A 26,696-nucleotide genomic window follows, 5' to 3' on the forward strand; every position below is an offset into this window, starting at 1 on the left:
ACTGTCGATGCAAGCGAGGGATAGACCCGGCTCTGGCGCAACACTCCCCTTACCGGCCCGGCACCCGGGACCAGCCAGGACCTGGCACCGCATACCGTGGGCTATGAATCCAACGAGTCCCCCGACAACGGGTCAGGCCCGCCGGCCATATGTTCCTGTCCAGAGCAGCCCATTAATGGCAATCCTTGCCCCCATGAGCACGGTGATGACGGCGAGCGCCCAAGCAAGCCATTACTTAACCCGTCGTTTGGCGAACTAAACCCCGGGATGGCGGCTCTCAGTTTCGATCCGATCAGACTTAGTTTCAACCCTGCCGGTCCGGTGGCCCTGACGTCAGGGCCAAGAGCCCCGTCCGTAAATTGCTTGCGGACCGCGTGCACTAAGAATTTCCGGCTTGGAGTCGGCACTCCCGTCGTCGGTATCGGGGCGGGCAATGTCGTGGACTTAGGCACAACGATAGTTGGGACAGGCACTTGAACGGCTTGATTCTTGAGCACGGCCAGGGCACAGTGGTCTCTCAAGAAGGCACCCAAGGTCTTGGACCCGCAGGCCTTGTAACTGAGTTGGGGGTACTCGCTCTGAAGGCGGAGACTCAAGGCACCCGTATTGACTTGATTCGAGACCACGAGATCCGGGTTACTCTTGATGATCACCAGAATCGCACGGCGTAAAACTTTTGTGTCTGCAATCTTCGCCAGCTCTGAAGCCGGCTTTTCTGGGGCTTTATTGGGTGTGGGTCTGGGCTTCACTTTCTCGGGCGTTTTCTTGACGACGACCTTCGGAAGCACCTTGGCCCGCGAAGCGATCGGATGTGCAGACGCATACACTGGCTACATCTGGGATTTCACAGACACCTGTGACATTGGAACCTGGTGATATTCATCGGCAACCGTTTTCAGGAGGGCATTGACCACCCCGGATTCCGGGTCATCGGTCGACACCACCACCACGTACTTGTTCAGCGCATGGAGCCTGCGGACCAACGGAATGAACCCGCCATCACCGGTCGCGATGACAAACACTTCGATCCAGGGCGACTCGTGAGCCAACGACAAACGTCAACACACAATTCGATGTCGGCGGCATTTTTGACGTTCTTGTCAAACGAAAAGATCTGGACCGGATCCACCCCGAATTTCAGGATCTCGCGCTGGAACCCGGCCATCACAGGGCTTCCCCAATGCTCATAGGCGCGCACCACGGCGGTCTGCGAAGCCACGTCCGATTTCCGCACGATGTTTTCAATTCCGGTAACCAGCTCACCGAGCCGCAGCCCGGTCGCTTCCGCTGCCTTGCCTCCCACAAGGTTTTCCATGTCAAGGAAAACGGCGACATTGCGCCTGACAGATTTGGCATCCCCCATGCCCATGCTTCCAATCCCCCATTCGTTCGCACGATGGATATCTTCCCCAAGGCCCACTGCGCGCGATTCGTCGTTTCATCATCTTGGCAGAGAATCCGCAAAAAACCACCGGCCGTCCCCACGACGTTGGATTTGAAAATAGGTGCTGCCACATTCCGGGGCGACGCGGGCCCCACCAAGCATCATCTCCGCACTGAGAGGTGCCTGAGGGGGGCCAAGACGCCACACCAGAAGTCGTAGCCGAGATTGAATGCACTGCCATCAGGAGAAGACCGCCCGCCCCGTTCTGATTCAGGACAATGCTCGAGATTCAGTAGTCCGTCGCCCCCGTGAATTGCAAGTGCTGACGAAGCTCAGCGCGGGGCACACTACCAATGAAATCGGGCGCAGTCTCCACAGCAACGACCGTGAAAACGTTCGCCTACTCGTCATGGGCAGGCTTGGGCGTCACACCCTGATGGTGTACGCGACATTTGAGGACGCTTATCGAGCTACTCCTCCGCCGCCGGCCGGAGGGTTTCCACCACGTCGGGGATCACCAGCTGACCAAGCAAAAAGGATGCTTCTGCGGATCGAGATAGACACGGTAAGTCTTCGAGCCAGTTCCCATGGACGTTGCACCCATGGACAGAACTTCAGTTTCGGCCAGGTCAAGGTCCTTGACCCTGACGTCAATGTGGGCCTGCTGCGGATGAAGATGCCCAGGCCACTCCGGTGCGACGTATGGATCCACACGTTGGAAGGCTATTGCCGGGCGATTCGGGGCATCGCCAATGCCTACCCAATCGTCGTCGTTTTCCACGCGAACCATGCCCAGCAGCTCCTCGTAAAAACTGGCCAAGCTATCGGGGTCTTCGCAGTCAATAACCAATGCTTGCCATGAGCCAACCATGTCCGCACCCTTCCAGGTTCTGGTTTGTGTGGGTTTTCCTGCCCCACCAGTATGCGCCGCAGGTTCATTCGCGGCCAGAGTCAGTTCAGTCGAAAATAGTTGTTCGCGAATGCCTGGTCCATACTCATGGGCTCGAGTCTTGAGCCCGATCAGCCGGCGGAGTGCGTTCCTTGCCGAGCAAGGCTTGAAGTATTTGACTAGCGATTGCCACGGATGGGGGCAAGGGAACGAAGGCCGAAGTAATACCGTGGCCGCCCCTTGGCCACCGATTGCAGAAGCTCGTACACTCGACGCTCCCCCACGCGCAGCGGTACCGATGGCTACGGCCGACCCGGTTAGCAGATCACCCAGGATTCGCCCGTTCATGCCCTGCTGCCGATTCTCGATGCTCACTGTCTCATCTCGCCGGCGCGAATCATTTCAAGCGCAGAAGACTAAACACTAGCGAGCTCAAAACTTCGAACTGCTTCCCATCCAAACCGATCACCCTGTGGTAAATCAATGTTCCCAACACAAAAAAATGAACAGAGAATAAATCTTGAAGCCATGTCAAGATGCTCGCGAAAGGCACGCACCCCATTTCGCGAGCACTTTTCATGAGTCAACACGAAGGCTTTACAAGTTCAAACAACTCTCCTAGACTCCAAATCAGATGCCAGCGGTTGGGGAACCGCCTGGGGGGATTACAAAACGTAATTGGCATCTAATGGGGTCTAATTTATCTTGGGGACCACTTCATTCCGCCAAAATTTCTCATCAAGAATGATTCGCTGGGGGCGAAAGAATTTCGCACCTTCTTGACGTAGAAAATGGAGTTTCATCATGAACACCTTGTTCGCAAACATCTACATTGGCCTGTCCACCGTCGCCGGCAGGCTGCGCCGCGAGGAAAAGGGGGCCACCGCCGTTGAGTACGGCATCATGGTCGGGCTGATCGCGGTTGTGATCATTGCGGCGGTGGGGTTCCTCGGCGAGGACATCAGAGGGCTGTTCCAACAGGTAGTCACCGCCATCCCCGGGGGTAACGCTTAGGAACTGCGGTAGCAGACGTGGTTCACCGGGTTGCTGGTCATGTAAAGGCGCCCGGCGAACCACTCCATCCTATTTCCATCGCGAACCACTCCACATAACGAACCTCGGGAGACGACTATGCGGCACATCTACAGACGGGAGGAGGGTGCTTCAGCCGTAGAATTCGCCTTGGTCCTCCCATTACTCCTTGCCTTGCTGCTGGGGATTATTGAGTTTGGGTTTCTGTTCAATCAACAGGTCTCCGCAACTCAGGTTGCCCGAGAAGTAGCACGCGCAGTCGCTGTCCATACTGAAACAACACCGCTGAATTTGAACGCGCTCCTGCCACAAATGGCTCCGTTGCTAGATCCGGCGAACGTAACGATCCTGCCGGCAACGCCGGTATGCACAGCCAGTACGACCGACTCGCGGGTCACCATCACTGTCCAGGTAACGAATTCGTCCTTGTTGGGCATTGGGCCCGACACGATAACGGGGAAGGCGTCAATGCGATGCGGTGGATAACCAGGACTCCCACATCCAACCAACGGGACAGCGAGCGCGGTGCAAGTGCAATTATCGTCGCAATCGTGATGGTCGCACTACTAGGATTCGCTGCTATCTCAATCGATGTGGGGCGCATCTACTGGGAACGAGTCCAGCTGCAAAACGGCGCTGATTCCGCAGCGATTTCGGTTGCTCTGGATTGCTCGAAAGGCGCATGTACTGCCGGGGAAGCGACGGCTCCCGGGTTCGCCAATGACAACGCCAACGATGCTCACACGAAGATTGAATCGATCACTTATCCGAAACCCGGAACCGTGCGCGTCACAACAGGTGCCTTGTCAGCGTCGGGGAACGAGGGCTTGGGCATGACGTTCGCAAACATTTTTGGCCTCTCCGAAGTTTCTGTTCCGGCCACTGCGGAGGCTTCCTGGGGGCCACCCAAGACCACTGCCTCCTTCCCATGGACGGCCCCGTTGTGTGCGTTCAAGAGTCTCCTCAGCCAAGAGCAGCTGGATGACCTTGCGGAATTTGGGCACTTTGACGGCGCGCCGAGCAACGAGCGGATCACGCTTCGATCGGATAAGAACGCACCGGAGATTCCCGAGTGTGTCGGCCAGCCGGGTTATGTGAACGGTGGTTTCGCATGGATCGATTACGACGCCGCCAATTGTCAAGCAACGATCGACCTGTCCAGCGGCGACCCTGTAGCCGGCAGTGACCCAGGAAACAACATCCCTCAGACCTGCAAGGACGCGCTGGATAATGCGATGGACCATCCAATCCTGTTTCCTATTTTCGACACGTCCAGCGGCACGGGGAATACCGGAACGTACGACATCTACGGGCACGGCGCATTCCAAATTACCGGGTACCAATTTTCCGGCTACACAAAAATCGACCCATTGGCGCCACCTTGCGACGGCGGAAACGCACGTTGCCTACAGGGCTTTTTCACTCTCTATTCGGAGATGGGAGACGGCGGAGAAATCTCAACCGGTCCTTCACTCGGGGGGACCGTTGTCCGCCTAACGAAGTAACTGAATACATTCAAAGAAGCATTAGCCTTGGGGGCACACAATGAAAACTCGGCTGCTTGGGGGCATAGCAGCACTGGTACTGGCAATCGTCGGTACGGTTCTACTCCTCACCTACGTGCAAGGCGCGGACGCCCGCGCACAATCCTCGCTCGATCCCGTAAAGGTCCTCATCGCCACACGCGACGTGCCTGCCGGCACCCCGGTCGCCGAACTGGCCACAGCATTCAAGGAGCAGAGCCTGCCGGCGGTCGCCGTGCCGAAGGATGCGCTGGACACGCTCGCGGACCAGGACGGCAAGGTCTTGGCGCAGGCGGTTACCGCTGGTGAACAGCTCCTCGCGGCCAAACTCGTCACAGAGGATTCGCTCCTCACCCCCGGGACCGTCGAGGTCCCCAAAGGAAAACAGGAGATCACCGTCCTTCTGGAGCCCGAGCGCGTGGCCGGCGGCAACCTCCGCGCCGGGGACACCGTGGGTGTCTTCGGCAGCTTCACCGTCAAGGAAAAGAACGACAAGGACGCCGATGAAGTCGAGATCACCAAGCTCCTCGACGAGCAGGTCCTGGTCACCGCCATCCAGATCGCGGCAGGCGAGGCGGAAAGCACCGCCGAGGGAGCTGCGGCACTGCCGGTAGGTTCGGCCTATGTCACCTTCGGCGTCGACTCCGCCCAAGCGGCCAAGATCATCCACACCCGCGAGTTCGGCCTGGTCTGGCTGACCAAGCAGAACGAGGACACCGCCAAGGGCGACACCCGCGTCTGGGAAATCAACCAGGTGCTGAAATGAGCCGCTTTCTGCTCCTGACCGACTCCGCCGAGTTCGAACGCCGCGTCCTGGCCGCCGTCAAGGGTGCCATGCCCGGCGCCGTCCAGCGCATCCCAGCCGGGGCCGCCAACCTCTCGCCGCACGATCTGCTCGCTCGCAGCATCGGCGAGACGACCGACGTCGTCCTCCTGGGCCCGGACACTGACCGTGAGGCCGCCCTCCGACTGGCCACCGCGCTGGACCTGCTGAACCCCGACATCTCCGTGGTGCTCACCGCCGGCGCGGATCCGCAGCTGGTCATGCTTGCCATGCGTGCCGGTGTCCGGGATATCACGGAACCCGATGCCGATCCCGCCACCCTGCGCGTGCTCCTGGAGCGCGCCTGCCTGTCCACGGACGGGCGGCGGCGCCAGTCCGGCGAAGGCGGTTCCAATGAACGACGCCGGGGTCGCGTCGTTGCGGTCATGTCGCCCAAGGGCGGCGTGGGCAAGACCACGGTGGCGACCAACCTTGCCGTCGGGCTGGCGAAGACCGCCCCGATGGGGGTAGTGATCGTGGACCTGGACCTGCAGTTCGGCGACGTCGCCGGCGCCCTTAACGTGGATCCCGAGCACACCATCACAGACGCCGTCTTCGGCGCAGCCGTCCAGGACTCAATGGTCCTCAAGGCCTTCCTGACGGTCGACGACACAGGTGTCTACGCGCTATGCGGGCCCAAGAGCCCGGCCGACGCGGACCTCATCACCCCGGAACAGGTCGCCGTGCTGATCAACCAGCTCGCGGCCGAGTTTCGGTACGTGGTCCTGGACACGGCACCCGGCCTCGGCGAACACCTGCTCGCGGCGCTCGAACAGGCCACCGACGCCGTGTGGGTGTGCGGCATGGACGTGCCCAGCATCCGCGGGCTGAACACGGGGTTCGGCGTCCTGCGCGAGCTCCAGCTCATCCCACAGGGGCGCCACGTGGTGCTGAACTTCGCGGACCGTCGCAGCGGCCTCACTGTCCAGGACGTCGAGGCCTCCATCGGGGTCCCGGTCGACGCCGTGGTCCCCCGGTCCCGCGCCGTCCCGCTCAGCACCAACAAGGGGACGCCGTTGCTGACCGACCACTCGCACGATGCCGCGGCACGCGGACTGATGAAGCTTGCGCGCCGCTTCGACGCCGACCAATCAGCCAGCAACCGCAAGATCCACCGCAGGGAAGTGGTCCGATGAACCTCGCCAGCCGCCTCACAGCAGCCCGCCGCGGCGCGCCGGAGCCCGCCACGAAGCCTGACGGCCGAATCCCTGTCGACGCCGGGGCGCTGCCGCCGATCTCGGCTTCCGTCCCCGCGGAGCCCGGTCCAGTCGATGCCCACCCGGGGAACTCGCCGCACGGTGGCGAGGAACCCGGCGTCGTGCCGGCGCCCGAATCCGACCTCCCTGCGTTTGCCGACGCGCCTGCCGCACCGGCGCGACGAGGGACCGTGGACGCCCTGTCCGGCCTCAAGGCACGTTCCGCCGAGGCCCTGTTCGAGCGCCTCGGCTCGCGCATCACCGACCCGTCGCTCACCGAAGAACAGCTGCGCAAGCTGGCCCGCGACGAACTCAGCCAGGTGATCGACGCCGAGCAAGTGCCGCTCTCCCCCGAGGAACGACGGCGGCTGATCCGGGACATCGGCGACGAGGTCCTCGGGTTGGGTCCACTGCAGCGCATGCTGGACGACCCCGAGGTCAGTGAAATCATGGTGAACCGCCGCGATCAGATCTACGTGGAACGCAACGGCAAGCTCGAGGCGACCGACGCCACGTTCAGTTCTGAGGACCAGTTGCGCCGCGTCATCGAGCGTATTGTGTCCAAGGTTGGACGGCGCATCGACGAGTCCTCGCCGTTGGTGGACGCCCGGCTCGAGGACGGAAGCCGAGTCAACGCGATCATCCCGCCGCTGGCTGTCAACGGACCGTCGATCACGATCCGCAAGTTCTCCAAGGATCCGCTGACAGTACGGAACTTGATCGAGTTCGGTACCTTGACCCCGGACATGGCCCACCTGCTGGAGGCCTGCGTCAAGGCACGGCTGAACATCATCGTCTCCGGCGGCACCGGTACTGGCAAGACCACGCTGCTCAACGTCCTGTCCGGCTTCATTCCATTGGACGAGCGCATCGTCACCATCGAGGACGCCGTGGAATTGCAACTCCAGCAGGACCACGTCGTCCGGCTGGAGAGTCGTCCGGCGAACATCGAGGGCAAGGGCGCCGTCACCATCCGCGACCTGGTCAAGAACTCCCTCCGCATGCGGCCGGACCGCATCGTGGTGGGCGAGGTCCGCGGCGGCGAAGCGCTCGACATGCTGCAGGCCATGAACACCGGCCACGACGGCTCCATCTCCACCGTCCACGCCAACACCCCGCGCGACGCCGTCGCCCGCCTCGAGACGCTGGTCCTGATGGCCGGCATGGATCTGCCGCTACGCGCCATCCGCGAGCAGGTGGCCTCCGCCGTGCACCTGATCGTGCACCTCACAAGGCTCCGCGACGGCACTCGCCGCGTGACGCACCTGACCGAGGTTCAGGGCATGGAGGGTGAGGTTGTCACGCTCCAGGATGCGTTCCTCTTCGACTATTCGGCCGGCATGGACGCCCAAGGACGCTTCCTCGGCAAACCGGTTCCGACCGGCGTGCGGCCCCGCTTCCTAGACCACTTCCACGAGGTCGGCGTCAAACTTCCGCCGGGGATCTTCGGCGCGTCGGGCGGCGCCGGAGCGGGAACCGGTGCCCAAGCGGGCGCCAGCAAGGGCCGGTGGTGACCATGGAGGGGATCCTGCTCGCAGCCGGTCTACTCGCTGGGCTCACCGCCATGTTGTTGCTGTTGTTGGTGGTGCTGAGGCCCGTCAGCGCCGAGGTGCCCATCGAACGACGCCGGATGGGCGAGGCGGCCCTTCAGTCGCCGTCCCTGCTCAGCCGCTTCAGCGGTGCGACGGTCAGGGCCGTGGAGCGCAACGCGACCGCAAGGGCGGGCGGGCCCTTTGGACGGGGCGCGCTGCAGGCCGCGGGCGTCAAACAGGATCCGGCGGAATTCCTGGTCCTCGTAGGGTCCGCGGCCCTGGCCGCCGGCGTGCTCGGCCTGCTCCTGGGCGGAGCCGGTCTCGCCGTGCTCCTGGCGTTCCTGACCCCGGCCGGCGCCTGGGCTTTCCTGCAAATACGCGCAGAACGACGTAGGACCAAATTCGAAGACCAACTGCCGGACATGATCATGACCATCTCCGGCAGCCTGCGTGCGGGACACTCGGTGTTGCGCGCCCTCGACGGCGCAGCACAGGAGTTCGATTCGCCGATGGCCGAGGAATTGGGCCGAATCGTCAATGAGTCACGGGTGGGGCGCGACGCCGAACAGACGATGTTGGAGACCGCGGTGCGCATGAGGTCTGAGGACTTCTCCTGGGTGGCCGGGGCGATCCAGATCAACCGCGAGGTCGGCGGAGACCTGGCCGTGGTGTTGGACCAGGTCGGCGAGACGATCCGCGAGCGTTCCCAAATCAAGGGACAGGTGAGGGCCCTGTCCGCTGAGGGCAAGTTCTCGGCGTACATCCTGGTGGGACTGCCGTTCGGGATCAGCGGCCTGTTGTTCCTTATGAATCCGGGCTACATCGGGACACTATTCAGCCATCCACTGGGCATCGGCATGCTCGTGGTGGGTGGCATCATGATGGCGATCGGCTCCTTCTGGATGAGCCGCATGGTCAAGATCAAGTTCTAGGGGGAAGACCATGGGAATAACAGCCATCGGATGGATATCCATAGCGCTGGTGGTGCTGCCGCTCTCGTTCATCGTGTGGGGATTCGTCTCGGTGGACCGCAACCAACTGGTGCTGGTGCGGCAAAACCTTTCGAGGTCCGCAGTGGCAACCGGCGAAGAAATCAAAAGCAGCGGCGACAACGAATTCGCGGCACTGGCCCGGCGTCTGACACCCGGCAGCTACGCGGCGAAACTGGACCGCATGCTGGCCATGGCCGGCCGGACGGCATCGTGGCCGTTGGATCGCGTGTTGATGATGAAGCCGTTGTTGGCGCTGGGCGGTGCCCTGATGGGTGTCCTCCTGTTTTCGTCCAACCCGGGAACGGGCATATTCGTTCTCGGCGTGGCCCTGACGGCATTCGGTTATTTCCTGCCGGACCTCCTGGTCTACAACAACGGCATCAAGCGCCAGCAGGCGATCCAGTTGGAGCTGCCCAACACGCTGGACCAACTGCTGATCTCTGTTGAGGCGGGGCTGGGTCTGGAATCCGCCATGGCACGTGTGGCCGCGGGAGGACAGGGTCCTCTGGCGGAGGAAATGGGACGCACACTCCAGGAGATGCAGGTGGGTCGTTCGCGCAGGGAAGCCTACGCCGCGATGGCCGACCGCTCCTCCGTTGCGGACCTCAAGTCCTTCGTCCGGGCGGTAGCCCAGGCAGACAAGTACGGGATTGGCATCGCAAGGGTGTTGCGGACGCAGGCGGGCCAAATGCGCATCAAGCGCCGGCAGCGGGCCGAGGAAACGGCGATGAAGTTGCCGGTCAAGATCCTGTTTCCGCTTTTGGTTTTCATTTTCCCGACGCTGTTCATCGTGATCCTGGGGCCGGCGGCCATCAACATCATGAAGAGCGGGATCTTTGGCTGATCCAGGCCACCCCGTTTTTTGGTAAATCCTCCACCGGAATCCAGGAGGAGGGATTGGGTCTCGACCTTGACGGACCAATGCACACAATGGCGGCGGAAGGGCGCGCACCAACGGCTGGCCTCGGAGTTCAAACCCAGGCAATCATGGATCGTTTCCCCGTTCACTCTTGCTGCTGTATCGGTTCCAGGTCCTCCCCGGCAATCGGTTTTCCTCACTCTGGTGCGTTGTGGGCGCGTTTGGCGAGGTTCTCTGTTCGCAGCTACCGTCGGTGCAACTCGAGTGAAAGTTCGAGCATCGCCTCGGCGCTCCTGGACAGCCGAACCCCTTCGCTCCAAACCATGGATATCGGTACGTGGCGCACGGCCGGATGGATCTGGCGAACCACCAACGGTCGCCCCTCGTAGGAAACGTCTACGGCCGGACGCTGGACCAGGATCGCATACCCCATGCCACGGGCGACCATCGAACGGGTCACCTCGAAGTCGGTGGTGCGGAAGCGGATCCAAGGTGTCAGCTCAGCCGCGGAAAACATCATCTCGGTGTTCTCGCGACTCGGGTTCACGTCAAGCAAGATCATGGGCTCGTCGACAAGTTCGGCGAGCGCTACCGTATCCAGTGCCGCGAGCGGGTGGTCCGCCGGCAGCACGACAACGGGCACGGCTTCTCGTAACCGTTTGCGGGTCAGCCCCGGGGGAACAGTGAGATCGTAGGCAATGGCCAGGTCCAGTTCGCCTGAAAGCAGTTTCTCGTGGATTTCCTGCTGGGTTCCCGCGAAAAAATCCAGCTCCACGTCCGGGTGTCGGTTTCCATACTCCGCCATGAGCTCGGTCAACAGCGTGGGAGCCAAAGACGAATAGCATCCGATGACAACCTTGCCCCGCAAGGTTTTGCCAGCGTCGGCTGCCATGACCTGCAGGTCCGTGGCGGCATGCAGCAGCCCCCGGGCCTGGGACAGAACGTACTGGCCCGACGGGGTCAGGCTGACGCCGTGGGCTTTCCGCCTGATCGTCAACTGCGCATTGAATGCGCGTTCCAGCTCGTTCAGTGCTCCGGTGATCGCCGACGGTGAGAGCATCAATGCCGCCGCGGCCCCGGCAATGGACCCCTGCTCCCCCACGGCGACAAAGCATTCCAACTGCCTCAATGTGTACCGGGCCACAATACCTCGCTAAAAACGTGGATATACCGTTAGAACTCGTACTTTACCCGATGTTATGCAGTGGCTCACACTGGAGGAAACCAGCCGACCTTTCATACAGGAGTCCACCGCCATGAGTGCATCGAACACCCCGACCGCCACTTGCCCCTTCAGTGGCGCAACCAGTGCCTCATCGGCCGTCGAGGAATCTGCAGGGGGAACCGCGGCGGGCGCATCGCCTGCAGCAGCCATGACCGGAGTTGAAGCACCCGTGGCGGATTGGGTGACCATCCCGGATCTGCACGCCGACCCGTTTCCGATCTACCAGCGCATGCGCTCGGAGTCACCCGTCCACTGGGTCCCCGCGGTCAACCGCTACATGGTGACGTCCTACGCCGCGTGCCATGAAATCGAACAGGACGAGGAACGCTTCTCCGCCGATGAAAACAACTCGCTGATGAAGCGCGCCATGGGCCATTCCATGCTGCGCAAGGACAACCCGAAGCACCAGGTGGACCGGGACTCCTACGGCTCCACGCTGCGTCCCGGCACCATCAAGAAGCACTGGAACGAGATCTTTGCTGTCAACCACGAGAAGTACCTGAGCGAGCTGGTCGCAAAGGGTCCGGGCGCGGACTTCGTCTGGGACTACGCGGCTCCCTACACCGCGGAGAACCTGCGGTTGATCTGCGGATTCCACAACGCATCGCAACAAGACATGCAGCGCTGGAGCCAGACCATGATCGACGGAACCGGAAACTACGCCGATGACCCGGAGATCTGGGACAAAAGCGCCGCATCCTCCGCAGAGGTCGATGCCGCCATTGACGAGATGCTCCCCTACCTGGCCAAGAATCCCGACCACTCGCTGCTCTCCGGGCTGGCGTCCATGCCCATCCCGCTCGAGGCCATCCGCGCCAACCTGAAAATGACCATCGGCGGAGGACTGAACGAACCACGCGACGTCCTGGCCACCACCATCTGGGCCCTGCTGAACCACCCCGAGCAACTGGAAGCCGTGAAGAACGACGCCAAGCTGCATGCGGTGGCCTTCGAGGAATCCGTGCGCTGGGTCGCCCCGATTGGCATGTACCCCCGCGAAACCACCCAGGACGTCGTGCTCGAAGGCGTGCATCTGCCCAAGGGTTCCCGGCTCGGCGTGGTTCTTGGAGCCGCCAACCGCGATCCGGAGGTCTTCGAGGATCCCGAGTCCTTCAACATCTTCCGCCCCAAGAAGCCGCACCTTGGCTTTGGCGGAGGCGTGCACTTCTGTGCCGGGACCTGGATCGCCCGTGCCCAGGTCGCCCAGATCGCCATGCCTGCACTGCTGGAGCGCATCCCCGACCTGCGTCTGGACCCCACCGCTCCCAGCATCGACGCCGGTTGGGTCTTCCGCGGCATGACCAAGATGCCGGTCACCTGGGGTTAGGCCCGCCGGCCTGCCCACACTCCACCGACCCCACATTTCTCGACCACCCAAAGGAACCATCCCCCATGCCCACGATCACCTTCGCCCAGGCAACCGGCGAGTCCACCGAAGTCACCGTCGAGGAAGGCACCTCGCTCATGCGCGCCGCCGTCACCAACGGCATCGAAGGCATCGTCGGGGAATGCGGCGGCCAGGCCATGTGCGCCACCTGCCATGTCTACGTCCGCCCCGAATTCGCTTCCGAGCTGCCCTCCGTCAGCGACGACGAAGACGAAATGCTCGACTGCACCACCGCCGAGCGCACCGATGCCTCGCGCCTGGGATGCCAGGTCAAGATGTCCGGTTCACTGGCCAGCATCGTCGTCGACGTTCCCTCGGACCAGGTGTAAGCGCCATGGAAGACAACAACACCGAACACACCGTCGTCATCGGCGCCGGGCAGGCAGGCATCCAGGTCGCCGATTCCCTGCGCGCCGAGGGCTTCGACGGGGCAATCACCATCCTCAACGACGAGGTGGCATTTCCCTACCAACGCCCGCCGCTGTCCAAGGACTATCTGGGTGTCGATTCGCCCGCCGCTCCCCTGCCGTTGCGCGGGCCGGACTTCTTCACCGCCAAGGAGATCACGCTGCACGCCTCCGCCGCCACAGCGGTGGACACCGAGGCGCGGAACATTTCCTTGGCTGACGGCACCACACTTCGCTATACGCATGTGGTCTTTGCCACCGGCGCCGCCAACCGGCCCTTGCCGTGCCCGGGCGCAACCCTCCCGGGTGTCCATGCCCTGCGAACTCTCGACGACGCGCAAGACCTGCAGCGTGCACTGTCCGACGCGCGCAGGGTGGTGGTGATTGGGGCCGGCTTCATCGGTCTGGAATTCGCGGCGGCTGCACGGGCCCGCGGGCTTGAAGTCACGGTGCTCGAATTCGCGCCGCGCCCCATGGGACGAGCGCTCTCGGCGACCGCCTCGGAGTGGTTTGCCGCCCGGCACAGGGCCGACGGCATCGAGCTGCGACTGAACGAGGGAGTGTCCTCCATCCACCGGGACGGAAACGGATTGCTCGTCGAATCCACTGGCGGCGGACGCTACCCGGCGGACCTGGTGCTCTACGGGGTGGGCGTGCTACCGCGCACCGAACTTGCCGAGACGGCCGGGCTGGCCACCGACAACGGGATCCTGGTGGACTCTGCGCTGCGCACCAACGCGGATGGCGTGTTGGCCGTCGGCGACTGCGCTTCCTTCCCCAACGCCCACACCGGTTCCCGCACCCGACTCGAATCGGTCCAAAACGCCACCGACCACGGTCGCCATGCCGCCCGCAGCATTATGGGGCACCACACCCACTACGCCGAGACGCCGTGGTTCTGGAGCACCCAGGGCAGCATCCGCCTGCAGATCGCCGGCATCTCGGATCCCGGAGACGAGCCGGTGGTACTTGGGGACCCGTCCGGTGGCAAGTTTTCCATTGCGCTGCTGCGCGATGGTGTGCTGGCGGCAGTGGAATCGGTCAACAGCCCTGCCGACCACATTGCCGCTCGCAGGCTCGTGGGCCGGGGCATCACGCTGGACGCCGAGACCCTTGCCGATCCGGGATTCAGCCTCAAGGCCCTGGCCAAGACATGCATCCCGATACCGGCATGAGCCGCCATGCCTCAGACCCGGCCCCAGGCCCCGTCCATCGCGGCAATGCAATGTTCCAGCAGGGCCTCGGCCCGGGGTCCGGGCGTGGAGTTGCGTGGCCAGATGGCCACGACCGCACTCGGGCTATTCGGCGGCTCGAGGTCCCTGATGGCCACCGGCAAACCGTCCAGCGTGTGCGGCGGATTATTGGGCCGTGCATACAGCAGCCCGTAGCCCAGGCCGCGTCCCACCATGGCATTGACCAGCACCACCTGCGGCAGTGAATAGGCGACGTTGGGATGGAGCCCAGCCTCGGCAAAGAGCCTGCGGGTGTTTTCGGTGCTTGGACTGGATTCGTAGTTGATCAGCGGTTCGTCCTCCAGCTCCGTCAGCGTGATCGAGTCCTTGGCGGCCAGCGGGTGCTCCGGGTGCAACACCACTTCGAGCCGCGTCTCATAGATGACGCGCTTGGCGAATCCGGTGGGCAGCAACAGGTCATAGACCAGAGCCAGATCCAGCTCACCGTTCTCCAGGGCCGGGAGCAGGTCATCGTGGGTGCCGACGCGCACCGTCACGTCGATGCCCGGATGCAGGGTGCGAAAGCCTTCGAGCATCGAGGGCACCACGTGGCTGGCAAAGGACGCGAAGCACCCAATGGACACCGGACCGCGCAGGGCTCCATCGGAGCGGGGAAAGGATTCGGCCAGTTCCTCTGAATCTGCAACGATACGCGCAGCCTTGGCCGCAAAGTACTGGCCGGCCGGGGTCATGCGCACCCCATGGGACTTGCGCCGGACGCAGAGTTGTTCCCCGGCGATCTTCTCGACTGCGGTGATCGCCTGGGAAAGCGCCGATTCCGAGATGTTCAGTTCGGTCGCAGCCGACCCCAGGGTTGAATGCCGAGGAAGTTCGGCCAGCAGTTCAAGCTGGCGCAGGGAGAAGCGGGCCATTCTTCAGTCCAATCAATAATGTTATACAACTAATTGAAGTTTACTCAATCTATGTGGCCTGCAACACTGGTTCGTGACCTGGCATACAAAATCCGGATTGCCACAGGCAGTCCCGGGGCACCAATGACCGAGTCGAGCCAGTCCGAGCAGTCCGCTCAAAGAGGAGCACCATGAGCATTGCCCATAGCCAGACGCCGGCCCAGCGCGCCAACCAGCGCCGGGTGGCCTTTGCCACGATCATCGGCACCACCATCGAGTGGTACGACTTCTTCATCTATGCCACGGCTGCGGGCCTGATCTTCGCCGAGCTGTTCTTCAAGCCGGCCGGTGCACAGATCGGCCTGTTGCTCTCCTTCGCCTCGGTGGGCATCTCCTTCCTCTTCCGTCCGCTCGGCGCCTTCCTGGCCGGCCACTTCGGGGACAAGATCGGCCGCCGCGCCATGCTGGTGATCACCCTGATCCTCATGGGTGCTGCAACAACCCTGATCGGCGTGCTGCCGACCTACGCCACGGCCGGGGTCATGGCTCCGATCATGCTGCTGCTGTTGCGCATCCTGCAGGGCATCTCCGCCGGCGGCGAGTGGGGAGGCGCGGTCCTTATGGCCGTCGAGCACGCACCCAAGGACCGCCGCGGCCGCGCCGGGGCCTTCCCGCAGCTCGGTGTCCCGCTGGGCATGCTCCTGGCCTCCGGCGTCATGGCACTGATGACCGGCGTCATCTCCCCCGGTGAGCAGTTCCTGCAGTGGGGCTGGCGTGTGCCGTTCCTCTTGAGCATTGTGCTGATCGTCGTTGGCTTTCTGGTGCGCCGCGCGGTGGACGAATCCCCGATCTTCGAGGAAATCGCCGCCAAGAAGCAGCAGACCAAGGTCCCGATCGTGGAGCTCTTCCGCAAGCACTGGCTCCTCGTCATCCTGGCCGCCCTGGTGTTCGCCGGCAACAACGCGGCCGGCTACATGACCACCGGCGGGTTCCTGCAGGCCTACACCACCAATCCCGAGGGACCGATCGGCTTCGAGCGCACCGACGTCCTGGTTGCCGTCGCCTTCGCCGCGGCCATGTGGTTCATCTTCACGCTGTTTTCGGGCTACCTGGCGGACAAGATCGGGCGCAAGCGCACGTACCAGATCGGCTTCACCTGCCAGGCACTGGTGGTCTTCCCGCTGTTCTGGATGGTGAACACCGCTTCGCTGCCCATGCTGTACCTGGCCTTCGCGCTCTTCGCGGTCGGTTTGGGCCTGGGTTACGGCCCGCAGGCGGCCCTGTACTCCGAGCTGTTCCCGGCATCGGTGCGATTCTCCGGCGTGTCCATTTCCTACGCCCTGGGCGCCATCATCGGCGGCGCATTCGCCCCGATGATTGCCACGGCCCTGGTCCAGGCAACCGGCACGACCACGTCGGTGTCGATCTATCTCTTGTTCATGACCCTGATTTCACTCACGGCGGTGTCCTTGCTGCGTGACCGCAAGGGAATCGACCTCTCGATCAACAACCAGGCCGAGCAGGAAATCGGTGCCACGGTCTTCGACAAGCGCCGCCCGGCACTCGAGTCTCCGGCCGTTCCGGTCAAGTAGAGGACCGAAGACAAGGATCCCCGCGCTCCGCGGGTCCCACCGCCAGACACGAATGGTCGGTGTCCCCCCTCCCTATCTGGGAGTCGGACACCGACCATTTTTCGTTTGGATCTATGCAGTGAAGCTCGGAACGCGACTGCCTCGTAAATGGCCAGCAGGTTCAGCTCCATGCCGGGGAGCGGCATCGCGGCGTTCCAAGCACGGCCTTCCAAGCGAGGTGGAGATGGCTTCGTCACCGACCTCGAGTCCGAAGTATTGGCCAGAGCCTGATCCGCCCGGTTTCCGGCCGGCCCGGCCTGACTAATCAAGAGCAAGCGATGGACCTGCATATCGCTTCAGGCACGGCCGTTGGGTTCAATCCACGGTGCAAGCACCGCAATGCAAAACGACAGCCGGTCACAACGGTATCTAGCGGGTAGGGCTCATCCGCTTGCTTATCCGGCATGCTTGGAGCGCCGCAGCCGGCCGATCCCGAAAAGCCGTGACGAATCCGTTTTACAGGCCGCAAGAAGACCGCACCCCAACAAACGCATTGCCCCCGGAGCCGATCAATCGGATCCGGGGGCAATGCGAAGTATTCAGTGAGGGCCGCCAAGCCGAGCAATCTCTCGAAGACGTCAGTATCCGCCTACTTGTAGGGGCGGAACTCGCCAACCATCGGGCAGTCAAACGGGTCGCGCGCCGAGAGGCCGACCTTGTTCAGGTACGTGATGACCTGGGCGTAGGACTGGGAGACCGAGGTGACCGTGTAGGGGACCTTGAGCTCGTGGCAGTATTCACGCACGATCGCAGCCACGCCCGCGAGGTTGGCGCGGGGCATTGACGGGAACAGGTGGTGCTCGACCTGGTAGTTCAAGCCGCCGAAGACGTGTGAAAGGACGCGGTTGCCAAAGGTCGTACGGGCCATGACGTTGCGGCTGGTCAATACCTGGCGTGAGAAGAAGTCGATGCGCGACTCCTTGGGAATCAGCGGCATGCCCTTGTGGTTCGGAGCGAACGAGGCACCCATGTACACACCAAAGACGGCAAGCTGAACGCCAATGAAGGCCGAGGCGATGCCCACCGGGAGGAAGATGTAAATGGCCGCCACATAAAGGGACAACCGGATGATGATGGAGATGATCTCGCGCCTGCGATCCTTGACTCGCTCGCTCGTGAACAAATAGATCATGGAACGCATATGCAGGTTGAAACCCTCAAGGGTCAGCAGCGGGAAGAACAGGTAGCCCTGGCGCTCGGTGATCCATTTCAGGAACCCCTTCTGCTTCTGGGCGTCCTCCGTCTGGAACGAAATGGTGTCCCACTCGATATCCGGATCCTTGCCGACCGTGTTGGGCATGGCATGGTGCTTGTTGTGCTTGTTCATCCACCACTGGTAGCTGATGCCCACCACGAAGTTGGCCAGAAAGCGGCCGATCCTGTCATTGGCCGGGCCCGAGGTCAGGATCTGGCGGTGCGAGGCCTCATGGGCAAGAAATGCGAACTGGGTCAGGATGACACCAACGGCAGCGGCAATGAGCAGCTGGTACCAACTGTCCCCTAGCAGAACAAAACCGGTGACGGCTCCGCCAAGCATGGCCACAAGGACGCTGATGAGCCCCAGGTAGTGGCCTTTGCGGCGGCCCAGCAGGCCAGCGTCACGAACGCGGATTTTGAGGTGGCGGTAATTGTTGGCTCCGGCCGAACCACGCGATACACGTTGTTCCGGGGCCGAGGGGGTCAAAGTGGAACTCATACTACTCAAGGGTCACTCCCGGTAAACGGTTAGGGCGGCGGTTTCAGTCGCAAGAACTGAAAATCTCGGTTCCTATCTACAAGAGCTTACGTGCTACGCATGTGAAATGCCTGATCGTTGCGCATTGACACCAATTAGCTGAATTCATTTTCGGGCATGGACTGTGCATGATCATGCGGCAATCCGCCCCTGGCCCCGTCGTTCCGGGACTTTTCCCAGGCTCGATCAAATCCCTACATATAGCCGAAAGGGCATATGTGGGCTATGTCATGCCCCCAATAAGCAGGATTCGACCGAGCCGAACCACGGGTCCTTGGACCCGCGGTTGTGCTCGGTCGGAGTTGTTGCCGGGCCTATTTCCGGTTGGCCCGTAGCACCTCGAGCCGCTGCCGGTACTCGGTTTCATCGATTTCACCACGTGCATAGCGCTCGCGCAGCACGCCTTCGGCGCCCATGGGGTCGCCCTGGACACGGTGGCGCCAGTACATGCGGCGGCTGAAGAAGATAAAGAATCCAATGAGCAAGATCCAGAAGAGCGGGAACAGGAAGAACCATACGGGGCCATGTCCCGGTCCCCAGACGTGGGCTGGCATGGATGCAAGTGCCGGAAGAATCGCGGTTGTCATGATGGGTTGCTCCTCAAAGAGTGAATAGCGGGATTCCGAGGCTCTATGCCTCATGTATCCACTTTCACCCTTGGGAATCCTTCGCCGCATCGGCCAGGTGGAGACACCTAGGGGTCCGGGGCGTACTCCGGCCGGTGCAGGCGCGGGTGGAGCCGGGATTAGTCGGGATTCCGTCGGGAGGTCTGCGGAGCGGGCTGTGCACCGGGGGTGATGAGTCCGCTTTCATAGGCGATGACCACGAGCCCGGTCCGGTCGCGCACTCCCATTTTCCCGATGATGCGTGAGACATGGGTCTTGGCGGTCAGCGGGGTGATGAAAAGCTCCTCGGCGATTTCGGAGTTGCTCTTGCCCGTGCCGATGAGCATCAGGACCTCGCGTTCGCGTTCGGTCAGCACGTCGAACGCCGCCGGTTGCCGCGACGTCGGCACGGGCTTGGTGGCGGCAACTTGTGCCAGCAGCTTTCGGGTCACCGAGGGCGAGAGCAGCGAGTCCCCCGCCGCGACGATGCGCACGGCCGCGATGAGCTCCTCGGGTTCGGTGTCCTTGACAAGGAACCCGGAGGCGCCGGCCCGAATGGAATCGAGGATGTAGTCGTCTAGTTCGAACGTCGTGAGCATGATGATCCGGGTGTGTGCAAGCGACGGGTCCGAGGCGATGGCCGCAGCGGCAGTGATGCCATCGCCCTGGGGCATGCGGATATCCATCAGCACGATGTCGGGTTCCAGGGCGCGCCTGTGCAAGTGCCTGCACGCCGTTGGAAGCCTGACCAAGCACCTGCATGTCGTCCTCGGCCCCCAAGAGCGCGGAAAATCCCGCCCTGATCAGCGATTGGTCATCAACGACGAGAATGCCGATCATGTGGCTCCCTGGTGTCGGTTCGGGGGGTGTCGGGGTTTCAGTCATGCGGCTTCCCGGGTGCCGGCAGCCAGGCATCGATGCGCGTTCCGACCCTGCCCGCTCCGCCGGCTCCTCCGGTGGTGATGGTGAGCTTTCCGCCCTGGGCGCCCAGGCGTTCGCGCATCCCGCCAATCCCGTTGCCCTCGTCCCCGGTGCCCATGCCGATCCCGTTGTCCGTCACGGCGACCGCGGCATGCACGTCATCAAGTTCGACGGCCACGGTCACGCGGCTGGCCTTCGCGTGCCGCACGATGTTGGTCAGGGATTCCTGCACCACCCGGTAGAGAATGTTCTCCACGCGCTCATCGATCCATTCCGGGGGCGGCAGCACCGGCGGGGTAAAGGAGATGGTCAGGTTCGCTCCGCGGACCCTCGCGATGAGTTCGTCGAGTTGCTCCAGCCGTTGGCTGGGAACCCGCGGCGCGTCTTGTCGCAGGACGGCAAGGACGTCGCGGACCTCGGAGAGCGCGTCCTTGGAGCCGGTCTTGATGTTTTCCAGTGCTGCGAGCATCCCGGAGGTGTCGCCGTCCTTCTTGGCCAAGTGCAGCGCCACGGAAGCCTGTACGTTGATCATGGACAGCGAATGCGCCACAACGTCGTGGATGTCCCGTGCCAGCACCAGGCGTTCCTCGTCGCGCTGGTGCCTGGCCCGCTCGTTGGCTGCCCGACGGAACTCGTCGCGGCGGGCTTTGGCACTGCGCCCCAGCTCCCCTGCCAACAGGACGACTATCAACCACACGAGCACGAAGAGGACCGGGGTGCTTTCCCCCTGTTGCAGGGCAAGCAGCAGGAACACGATTCCGGCGGCCGCGGCACTCCCCCAGGCCCACCAGCGGGCTCCGGCGAGGACGGCAAGGACCAACCCAATGGCAAACGACACAGGGAACGGACCCCAGGGGAAGCCTGCCACGACGTAGCCCACGGTCACCACCCCGATGCCGGCAACCATGGGACCGGGCGCTCGGCGGCGCAACAACAGCAGGGCCGGGCCCGCCAGCAGGAGCAGTACCGCGCCCCACGGCAGGGACTCGTCAAACCGCCGTGCGGCGAAGTGGGTTCCGATCAATTGCACGACCGCCACGGCCACCGGCAGGATGCCCAGTGGAGGACGGCGTCGGTTGATCATGAGACGAGACTACTCGTTCTCACTCTCCGCAATCATCCGGCCGTGGCCGTAGGCACGCATACTCCGCCGGGAGTACGAACCGCCGCCTAACCCGCGGGGTTGTCCTAGTGAGTGCCCGCCAGGATCACGTCAAACCCCTGGCAGGTCAGGATCCAAGGCCGGACGTCCGCATTCAGGGAGCAGTCCTTCGTCTCAATATTCGTTTCTGTCGGGAAGCCGCTGTTGGGTGCCTCCACATACATGTTGGGCGAGTCCGGAACCCAGACGGACACAATGTCTTGGTCGCCAATGCTGCGGTCAAGGAGTACCCGCTGTCCATTCGGGGCGGTGACCGAATCCATCGCGCCCATCCCGGCGCCGAGCATGGCAAAGAAGAGCACCAAAATCCAAAACAGTAGCAGCACGGTACCGGCAGCCAAAAGCACGAGCTGCACGAGAACGAACAAGGCATTGCTCCGGATTCGTGAAACCGGCGGTGCGATCAATAGAACCAACGCGGTTCCCAACGCCAAGCCGCCGAGCAGACACGCAAGGACTGCGAACTCTCCGTCATGCCAGCCCGCGTATAAGACCAGCCGGTTGCCTGCCCCATCATGGAATGGCCGATCGAACAGCCAACCCATCACCGCGAAGCAGGCCATCGCGAACACCGTCAGACCGATGACCCACCGGATACGCACCGAGATGGTGGGCCGCGAAGCGGATGAGGTGTCAGGGGTCATGGCGACCATCGTATGCAGGCAAGCCAACGATTGCCTGGCAAATGACAAACGGCCCGGGCGTTCCGTCCTTCACTTGAAGGACGGAACGCCCGGACCGTCGTTGCTTGGTGGCGAACCGGTTAGATTCCGGCAGCGCGCTCCGCGGATTCGACCACATTGGCCAGCAGCATGGCGCGGGTCATCGGCCCCACGCCGCCCGGGTTCGGGGAGATCCAGGAGGCAACCTCATGGGCTGCAGGTTCCACGTCGCCGGTGACAACGGCCTTGCCGTTCTCGTCATTGACGCGCGAGACGCCCACGTCCAGCACGATCGCGCCGGGCTTGAGGTCCTTGGCCTTGATCATGTGTGGCTGGCCGGCTGCTGCGATGACCACGTCGGCCTCCGCCAGGTGCTGGGCCAGGTCCTTGGTACCGGTGTGGGCCAGCGTGACCGTCGCATTGACGTCGCGGCGTGTCAGCAGCAGCCCGATTGGACGTCCGATGGTCACTCCGCGACCGACGACCAACACGTTCTTGCCGTTCAGGTCGATGTCGTGGCGGGCCAGCAGCTCAACGCAGCCCTTGGGGGTGCACGGCAGCGGCGAGGTCATCGGGCGGTTGACGTTGGCGACCAAGCGGCCCAGGTTCATCGGGTGCAGGCCGTCGGCATCCTTGGCCGGGTCCATGGCCTCGAGGATGACGTCCTGGTCGATCTGCTTGGGCAGCGGCAGCTGGACGATGTAGCCGGTGCATTCCGGGTTCTCGTTCAGCTCGCGGACCTTGGCCAGCAGCTCGTCCTGGGTGGTCTCCTCGGGCAGGTCCACGCGGATCGACTTGATGCCGACTTCGGCGCAGTCCTTGTGCTTGCCGCCGACGTACCAGGTCGAGCCCGGGTCGGATCCGACCAGGATGGTGCCCAGGCCCGGGGTGACGCCGCGCTCGGCGAGTTTGGCCACGCGTTCGGTCAGTTCGGCCTTGAGGGCCTTTGCCGTTGCCTTGCCGTCAAGAATCTGTGCAGTCATGTGTTTGTGGTGCTCCGTTTCAAGAGTTAGTTCCCGTGCGCGCATGGTGCGGGCGGTGTTCGGTGGCCGGCGGCCGTTTACCAGTCTTCGAGACCCTCATAGAGCGGGAAGGCCTTTGCCAGGGTGTTCACGCGCTTGGCCAGCGCGTCCTTGTCAGCCTTCTGTCCGTCACGCAGTGCCTCGCCGATGATGTCGGCGACTTCGGCGAAGGCAGCGGCGTCGAAACCGCGGGTGGCCAGCGCCGGGGTGCCGATGCGCAGGCCCGACGTGGTCATCGGCGGGCGCGGGTCGAACGGCACCGAGTTGCGGTTCACGGTGATGCCGATTTCATGCAGCAGGTCCTCGGCTTGCTTGCCGTCCAGCTCCGAATTGCGCAGGTCCACCAGGACCAGGTGCACGTCGGTGCCGCCGGTGAGCACCGAGACGCCCGCCGCGGTGACATCCTCGGCGGTGAGGCGCTCGGCCAGCAGCTTGGCACCTTCCAGGGTGAGCTCCTGGCGTGCCTTGAATTCCTCGCCGGCTGCGATCTTGAAGGCAACCGCCTTGCCGGCGATGGCGTGCATCAGCGGCCCGCCCTGGTGGCCCGGGAAGACGTTGGAGTTGATCTTCTTGGCCAGTGCCTCGTCGTTGGTCAGGATCAACCCCGAGCGCGGACCTGCAAGGGTCTTGTGCACGGTGGAGGTCACCACGTCGGCAAAGGGCACCGGGTTGGGGTGCAGTCCTGCCGCGACCAGGCCGGCAAAGTGGGCCATGTCGACCCAGAGCTTGGCGCCGACCTCGTCGGCGATGGCACGGAAGGCGGCGAAATCGAGCTGGCGCGGGTAGGCGGACCAGCCGGCGATGATGACCTGCGGCTTCTCGGCGATCGCCTGGGCACGAAGCTTGTCCATGTCCACGCGGAAGGTTTCCGGGTCGACCTCGTAGGCGGCAACCTTGTAGAGCTTGCCGGAGAAGTTCAGCTTCATGCCGTGGGTCAGGTGTCCGCCGTGGGCCAGGGAAAGGCCAAGGATCTTGTCCCCGGGTTCGATCATGGCCGAGAGGGCAGCGGCGTTGGCGCTGGCGCCGGAGTGCGGCTGGACGTTGGCGAACTTGGAGCCGAAGAGGGATTTCACGCGCTCGATGGCCAGGTTCTCGGCCACGTCCACGTGCTCGCAGCCGCCGTAGTAGCGGCGGCCCGGGTAGCCCTCGGCGTACTTGTTGGTCAGCACCGAGCCCTGGGCCTCGAGCACCGCGCGCGGCGCAAAGTTCTCGGAGGCGATCATTTCCAGGGTGTCGCGCTGGCGGCCAAGCTCAAGCTTCAGGACCTCGGCGATTTCCGGGTCGAGCTCGGCGAGGGATTGGTTGGTCACGGGATTCTTGCTCATGATGTTGAACTCCAGTGGGTGAGGGTTGTTCTTCGGGCAGGGTCACATTGCGAATCATTCAACCCCCGGACCCAGGCGCGCGGTCCGTGGTTAGCTCATGTGCCGCTCCCCGGTGGTTCACCCCACCCAACGCCAGTTGCGACACCCTTCGATATTAGTCGGAATAGGCCCGCGGGTCAGACTGTTACACCGGGTGACACTTGAATCTTCAATTACCACGTCCTCAAGGAGGGCCAGCCGACATGCAGTCCATGGGTGAGCAGTTGCGTACGGTCGTCATTGGTGCAGGCCAGGCGGGACTTTCCGCGGCGCACCACCTGCGGCGCAAGGGCTTGGTCCCCTTTCAGGACTTCGTGGTGCTGGATGCCAACGAGGGCCCCGGCGGCGCGTGGCGCCATCGCTGGGACTCGCTGACCTTTGACCGCGCCCACGGATTGCACTCCCTTCCCGGCATGGAATTGGACACACCCGCCCCATCCGAACCAGCCTCCGCGGTGGTCACCCGCTACTACGGGGACTATGAATCGGCGTTCGCACTGCCGGTGATCCGGCCCTTCAAGGCCAAGACCGTCACCGGCTCGCTGACCGAAGGCTTCACCATCATCTCCACCGACGGCCGCCAGGTCCACGCCGCTACGCTCATCAACGCCACCGGAACCTGGGACAAGCCGTACTGGCCCTACTACCCCGGAGCACGGGAGTTCGCCGGACGCCAGTTGCACACCCACGACTTCGTGGCGCCGGAGCAATTCCTGGGCAAGCGGGTGCTGGTGGTCGGCGGCGGGACCAGCGCCGAGCAATTCCTGCTGCAGTTCGCCTCCTTGGGCATCGACACCCTGTGGTCCACCCGACAGGCACCGCAGTGGCGGGAAGCACCCCAGAACAAGTCCTGGGGCATCGAGGTGGAGATGAATGTCAACAGCCGCACCCGGGCGGGCCTGACTCCGAGATCCGTGGTCTCGGTAACGGGACTTCCGCTCACTGATTTCTACCGCGAGGGCATCGACTCCGGTGTGCTGGTCTCCCGCGGCGGGATTGATTCAATTTCTGCCCATGCCGTTACCTTCACCGACGGAACCACCGAGGACGTCGACGTCATCCTGTGGGCCACCGGGTTCCGGGCCTCGCTTGACCACCTGGCTCCGCTGGGCCTGCGCGAACCCGGCGGCGGCATCGTCATGGGCGAGGAATCGGTCACCGTCGACAAGGTCCCCGGCCTCTTCCTGGTGGGCTACGGCGCCTCAGCCTCCACCATCGGGGCAACGCGCGCCGGCCGGGCCGCGGCGGTTGCCGCGCAACGGCTGCTGGATGCACGCGTCGCGGCGGTCGGTGCCGACTAGGAATGCTTCATTTAACTGCGGGATTCAGCCGCGGCGAGGGCTGCCTGTAGCGTAATCCCCGTGAGCACCAACGATTTCATTGTGTCCCTGTCATGCCCCGACCGCCCGGGCATCGTCCATGCCGTCTCGGGAGCGTTGCTGAGCGCCGGTTGCAACATCACCGAGTCGCAGCAGTTCGAGAGCCCGGAGACCCACAACTTCTTCATGCGCATCGCCGTGGCCACCGGCCAGGATCTCGAGACCGTGCGCGGATCACTGGGCCCGGTCAAGGAACGGTTCGGGATGGAGCTGAAGGTAACCGCCGCGGGTTCCCGGGTACGCACCATGATCATGGTGTCCAAGGAAGGCCACGCCCTCAACGACCTGCTCTACTCCCAGCGTGCAGGGACCTTGCCGGTGGATATCCCGGTCATTGTCTCCAATCACCTGGATCTGAAGCCCATGGCCGATTTCCATGGCATCGAATTCATCCACATACCCGTCACCGCTGCAACCAAGGCCGAGGCCGAGGCCCGGTTGCTGGCTCTGGTTGACGAGCACGACATCGAGCTGGTGGTGCTGGCCCGCTACATGCAGATCCTGTCGGATGACTTGTGCCGCGCACTGAACGGCCGTGCCATCAACATCCACCACTCGTTCCTGCCATCTTTCAAGGGGGCCAAGCCCTACCACCAGGCGCACGCGCGCGGCGTGAAGATCATTGGCGCCACCGCCCACTACGTGACGGCTGACCTGGACGAGGGACCGATCATCGAGCAAGAGGTCATCCGCGTGGACCATGCACGCACCGCCGAGCAGTTCGTGGCGATGGGCCGGGATGTGGAGGGCCGCACCTTGACCCGGGCAGTGGCCTGGCATGCCGAGCGCCGCGTCATGCTCGACGGCTACCGCACCGTCGTCTTCTCCTAGTCTGGCGGGCCGGCACCAGTACCTGGTGCCGGCTTTTCTTCCCAGCCCCTTT

26 protein-coding genes and 1 riboswitch are annotated in these 26,696 nt (G+C 63.2%); of the genes, 14 read left to right on the forward strand and 12 right to left on the reverse strand.

Features of this window, described 5'->3' with window-relative positions:
• Window positions 1-830 precede the first annotated feature (830 nt).
• From Q2T94_RS20505 to Q2T94_RS03040, 3 genes are all read right to left on the reverse strand, one after another.
• Window positions 831-1,022, reverse strand: coding sequence for an NYN domain-containing protein (locus Q2T94_RS20505; protein WP_367281515.1), 192 nt, complete (start codon window positions 1,020-1,022; stop codon window positions 831-833).
• Window positions 959-1,369, reverse strand: coding sequence for an NYN domain-containing protein (locus tag Q2T94_RS03035; RefSeq protein ID WP_302262821.1), 411 nt, complete (start codon window positions 1,367-1,369; stop codon window positions 959-961). Before Q2T94_RS03035 ends, Q2T94_RS20505 begins: the two co-directional genes overlap by 64 nt.
• A gap of 529 nt (window positions 1,370-1,898) precedes the next feature.
• The gene (locus Q2T94_RS03040) at window positions 1,899-2,255 is read right to left on the reverse strand and encodes a VOC family protein (RefSeq protein WP_302262822.1); all 357 of its coding nucleotides are present in this window, start codon (window positions 2,253-2,255) and stop codon (window positions 1,899-1,901) included.
• 822 nt (window positions 2,256-3,077) lie between these two features.
• Here Q2T94_RS03040 and Q2T94_RS03045 point away from each other — a divergent pair.
• The 8 genes from Q2T94_RS03045 (at window position 3,078) to Q2T94_RS03080 (ending at window position 10,215) form a co-directional block, all read left to right on the forward strand.
• Window positions 3,078-3,287 (forward strand): Flp family type IVb pilin, encoded by a 210-nt coding sequence (locus Q2T94_RS03045; protein ID WP_302262823.1) that lies wholly within the window; start codon window positions 3,078-3,080, stop codon window positions 3,285-3,287.
• 117 nt (window positions 3,288-3,404) lie between these two features.
• A complete protein-coding gene (locus tag Q2T94_RS03050) occupies window positions 3,405-3,791 on the forward strand; it encodes a TadE/TadG family type IV pilus assembly protein (RefSeq protein WP_302262824.1) in 387 nt (128 codons plus the stop codon).
• Window positions 3,779-4,810 (forward strand): pilus assembly protein TadG-related protein, encoded by a 1,032-nt coding sequence (locus tag Q2T94_RS03055; protein WP_302262825.1) that lies wholly within the window; start codon window positions 3,779-3,781, stop codon window positions 4,808-4,810. The genes Q2T94_RS03050 and Q2T94_RS03055 overlap by 13 nt, the downstream gene beginning before the upstream one ends.
• Window positions 4,811-4,850: 40 nt before the next feature.
• Entirely contained in the window at window positions 4,851-5,594 is a 744-nt protein-coding gene (cpaB, locus tag Q2T94_RS03060) for a Flp pilus assembly protein CpaB (RefSeq protein WP_302262826.1), read from the forward strand.
• Window positions 5,591-6,787, forward strand: a complete 1,197-nt coding sequence (locus Q2T94_RS03065) for a CpaE/TadZ family protein (protein ID WP_302262827.1) — start codon at window positions 5,591-5,593, stop codon at window positions 6,785-6,787. The genes cpaB and Q2T94_RS03065 overlap by 4 nt, the downstream gene beginning before the upstream one ends.
• The gene (locus Q2T94_RS03070) at window positions 6,784-8,361 is read left to right on the forward strand and encodes a TadA family conjugal transfer-associated ATPase (RefSeq protein ID WP_302262828.1); all 1,578 of its coding nucleotides are present in this window, start codon (window positions 6,784-6,786) and stop codon (window positions 8,359-8,361) included. Before Q2T94_RS03065 ends, Q2T94_RS03070 begins: the two co-directional genes overlap by 4 nt.
• A 2-nt stretch (window positions 8,362-8,363) precedes the next feature.
• Window positions 8,364-9,311 carry a type II secretion system F family protein gene (locus Q2T94_RS03075; protein ID WP_302262829.1) on the forward strand — a complete coding sequence of 316 codons (948 nt, stop codon included), beginning with the start codon at window positions 8,364-8,366 and terminating at the stop codon, window positions 9,309-9,311.
• 10 nt (window positions 9,312-9,321) lie between these two features.
• Window positions 9,322-10,215: a type II secretion system F family protein gene (locus tag Q2T94_RS03080; protein WP_310289184.1), complete on the forward strand. Its 894-nt coding sequence runs from the start codon at window positions 9,322-9,324 to the stop codon at window positions 10,213-10,215.
• Between the two features lie 259 nt (window positions 10,216-10,474).
• Here the strand turns inward: Q2T94_RS03080 and Q2T94_RS03085 are convergent, their stop codons facing one another.
• Window positions 10,475-11,350, reverse strand: a complete 876-nt coding sequence (locus Q2T94_RS03085; RefSeq protein WP_302262830.1) for a LysR family transcriptional regulator — start codon at window positions 11,348-11,350, stop codon at window positions 10,475-10,477.
• A gap of 136 nt (window positions 11,351-11,486) precedes the next feature.
• Between Q2T94_RS03085 and Q2T94_RS03090 the strand changes: the two genes are divergently transcribed.
• The 3 genes from Q2T94_RS03090 (at window position 11,487) to Q2T94_RS03100 (ending at window position 14,424) form a co-directional block, all read left to right on the forward strand.
• Window positions 11,487-12,782, forward strand: a complete 1,296-nt coding sequence (locus tag Q2T94_RS03090) for a cytochrome P450 (protein ID WP_302262831.1) — start codon at window positions 11,487-11,489, stop codon at window positions 12,780-12,782.
• Window positions 12,783-12,847: 65 nt separating this feature from the next.
• Window positions 12,848-13,171 (forward strand): 2Fe-2S iron-sulfur cluster-binding protein, encoded by a 324-nt coding sequence (locus tag Q2T94_RS03095; protein ID WP_302262832.1) that lies wholly within the window; start codon window positions 12,848-12,850, stop codon window positions 13,169-13,171.
• Window positions 13,172-13,176: 5 nt separating this feature from the next.
• On the forward strand, window positions 13,177-14,424 hold the full coding sequence (locus Q2T94_RS03100) for an NAD(P)/FAD-dependent oxidoreductase (protein WP_302262833.1): 1,248 nt from the start codon (window positions 13,177-13,179) through the stop codon (window positions 14,422-14,424).
• An 11-nt stretch (window positions 14,425-14,435) separates the two neighbouring features.
• Here the strand turns inward: Q2T94_RS03100 and Q2T94_RS03105 are convergent, their stop codons facing one another.
• Window positions 14,436-15,353: a LysR family transcriptional regulator gene (locus Q2T94_RS03105; RefSeq protein ID WP_302262834.1), complete on the reverse strand. Its 918-nt coding sequence runs from the start codon at window positions 15,351-15,353 to the stop codon at window positions 14,436-14,438.
• A gap of 170 nt (window positions 15,354-15,523) precedes the next feature.
• On the opposite strand from Q2T94_RS03105, the gene Q2T94_RS03110 reads away from it, so the two are divergent.
• Complete coding sequence (locus tag Q2T94_RS03110; RefSeq protein ID WP_302262835.1) at window positions 15,524-16,924, forward strand: MFS transporter; 1,401 nt, start codon at window positions 15,524-15,526, stop codon at window positions 16,922-16,924.
• Window positions 16,925-17,552: 628 nt separating this feature from the next.
• Here the strand turns inward: Q2T94_RS03110 and Q2T94_RS03115 are convergent.
• The 7 genes from Q2T94_RS03115 to glyA form a co-directional block, all read right to left on the reverse strand.
• On the reverse strand, window positions 17,553-18,659 hold the full coding sequence (locus Q2T94_RS03115; protein ID WP_377700316.1) for a fatty acid desaturase family protein: 1,107 nt from the start codon (window positions 18,657-18,659) through the stop codon (window positions 17,553-17,555).
• Window positions 18,660-19,012: 353 nt separating this feature from the next.
• On the reverse strand, window positions 19,013-19,285 hold the full coding sequence (locus Q2T94_RS03120; RefSeq protein WP_302262837.1) for an SHOCT domain-containing protein: 273 nt from the start codon (window positions 19,283-19,285) through the stop codon (window positions 19,013-19,015).
• A 158-nt stretch (window positions 19,286-19,443) separates the two neighbouring features.
• Window positions 19,444-19,977 carry a LuxR C-terminal-related transcriptional regulator gene (locus Q2T94_RS03125; protein ID WP_367281516.1) on the reverse strand — a complete coding sequence of 178 codons (534 nt, stop codon included), beginning with the start codon at window positions 19,975-19,977 and terminating at the stop codon, window positions 19,444-19,446.
• A gap of 203 nt (window positions 19,978-20,180) precedes the next feature.
• On the reverse strand, window positions 20,181-21,308 hold the full coding sequence (locus Q2T94_RS03130; protein ID WP_302262838.1) for a sensor histidine kinase: 1,128 nt from the start codon (window positions 21,306-21,308) through the stop codon (window positions 20,181-20,183).
• A gap of 104 nt (window positions 21,309-21,412) precedes the next feature.
• Complete coding sequence (locus Q2T94_RS03135; RefSeq protein WP_264268318.1) at window positions 21,413-22,030, reverse strand: hypothetical protein; 618 nt, start codon at window positions 22,028-22,030, stop codon at window positions 21,413-21,415.
• A gap of 119 nt (window positions 22,031-22,149) precedes the next feature.
• Window positions 22,150-23,031: a bifunctional methylenetetrahydrofolate dehydrogenase/methenyltetrahydrofolate cyclohydrolase gene (locus tag Q2T94_RS03140; protein ID WP_264268319.1), complete on the reverse strand. Its 882-nt coding sequence runs from the start codon at window positions 23,029-23,031 to the stop codon at window positions 22,150-22,152.
• 77 nt (window positions 23,032-23,108) lie between these two features.
• Window positions 23,109-24,395: a serine hydroxymethyltransferase gene (glyA, locus tag Q2T94_RS03145; protein WP_302262839.1), complete on the reverse strand. Its 1,287-nt coding sequence runs from the start codon at window positions 24,393-24,395 to the stop codon at window positions 23,109-23,111.
• A 62-nt stretch (window positions 24,396-24,457) separates the two neighbouring features.
• Window positions 24,458-24,545: riboswitch (ZMP/ZTP riboswitch) on the reverse strand.
• Between the two features lie 92 nt (window positions 24,546-24,637).
• Here glyA and Q2T94_RS03150 point away from each other — a divergent pair.
• Window positions 24,638-25,735, forward strand: coding sequence for an NAD(P)-binding domain-containing protein (locus Q2T94_RS03150; protein WP_302262840.1), 1,098 nt, complete (start codon window positions 24,638-24,640; stop codon window positions 25,733-25,735).
• Between the two features lie 60 nt (window positions 25,736-25,795).
• A complete protein-coding gene (gene purU, locus Q2T94_RS03155; protein ID WP_264268323.1) occupies window positions 25,796-26,644 on the forward strand; it encodes a formyltetrahydrofolate deformylase in 849 nt (282 codons plus the stop codon).
• Window positions 26,645-26,696 lie beyond the last annotated feature (52 nt).

This window comes from Paeniglutamicibacter sulfureus (genome assembly GCF_030512175.1).
Lineage (GTDB): Bacteria > Actinomycetota > Actinomycetes > Actinomycetales > Micrococcaceae > Paeniglutamicibacter > Paeniglutamicibacter sulfureus.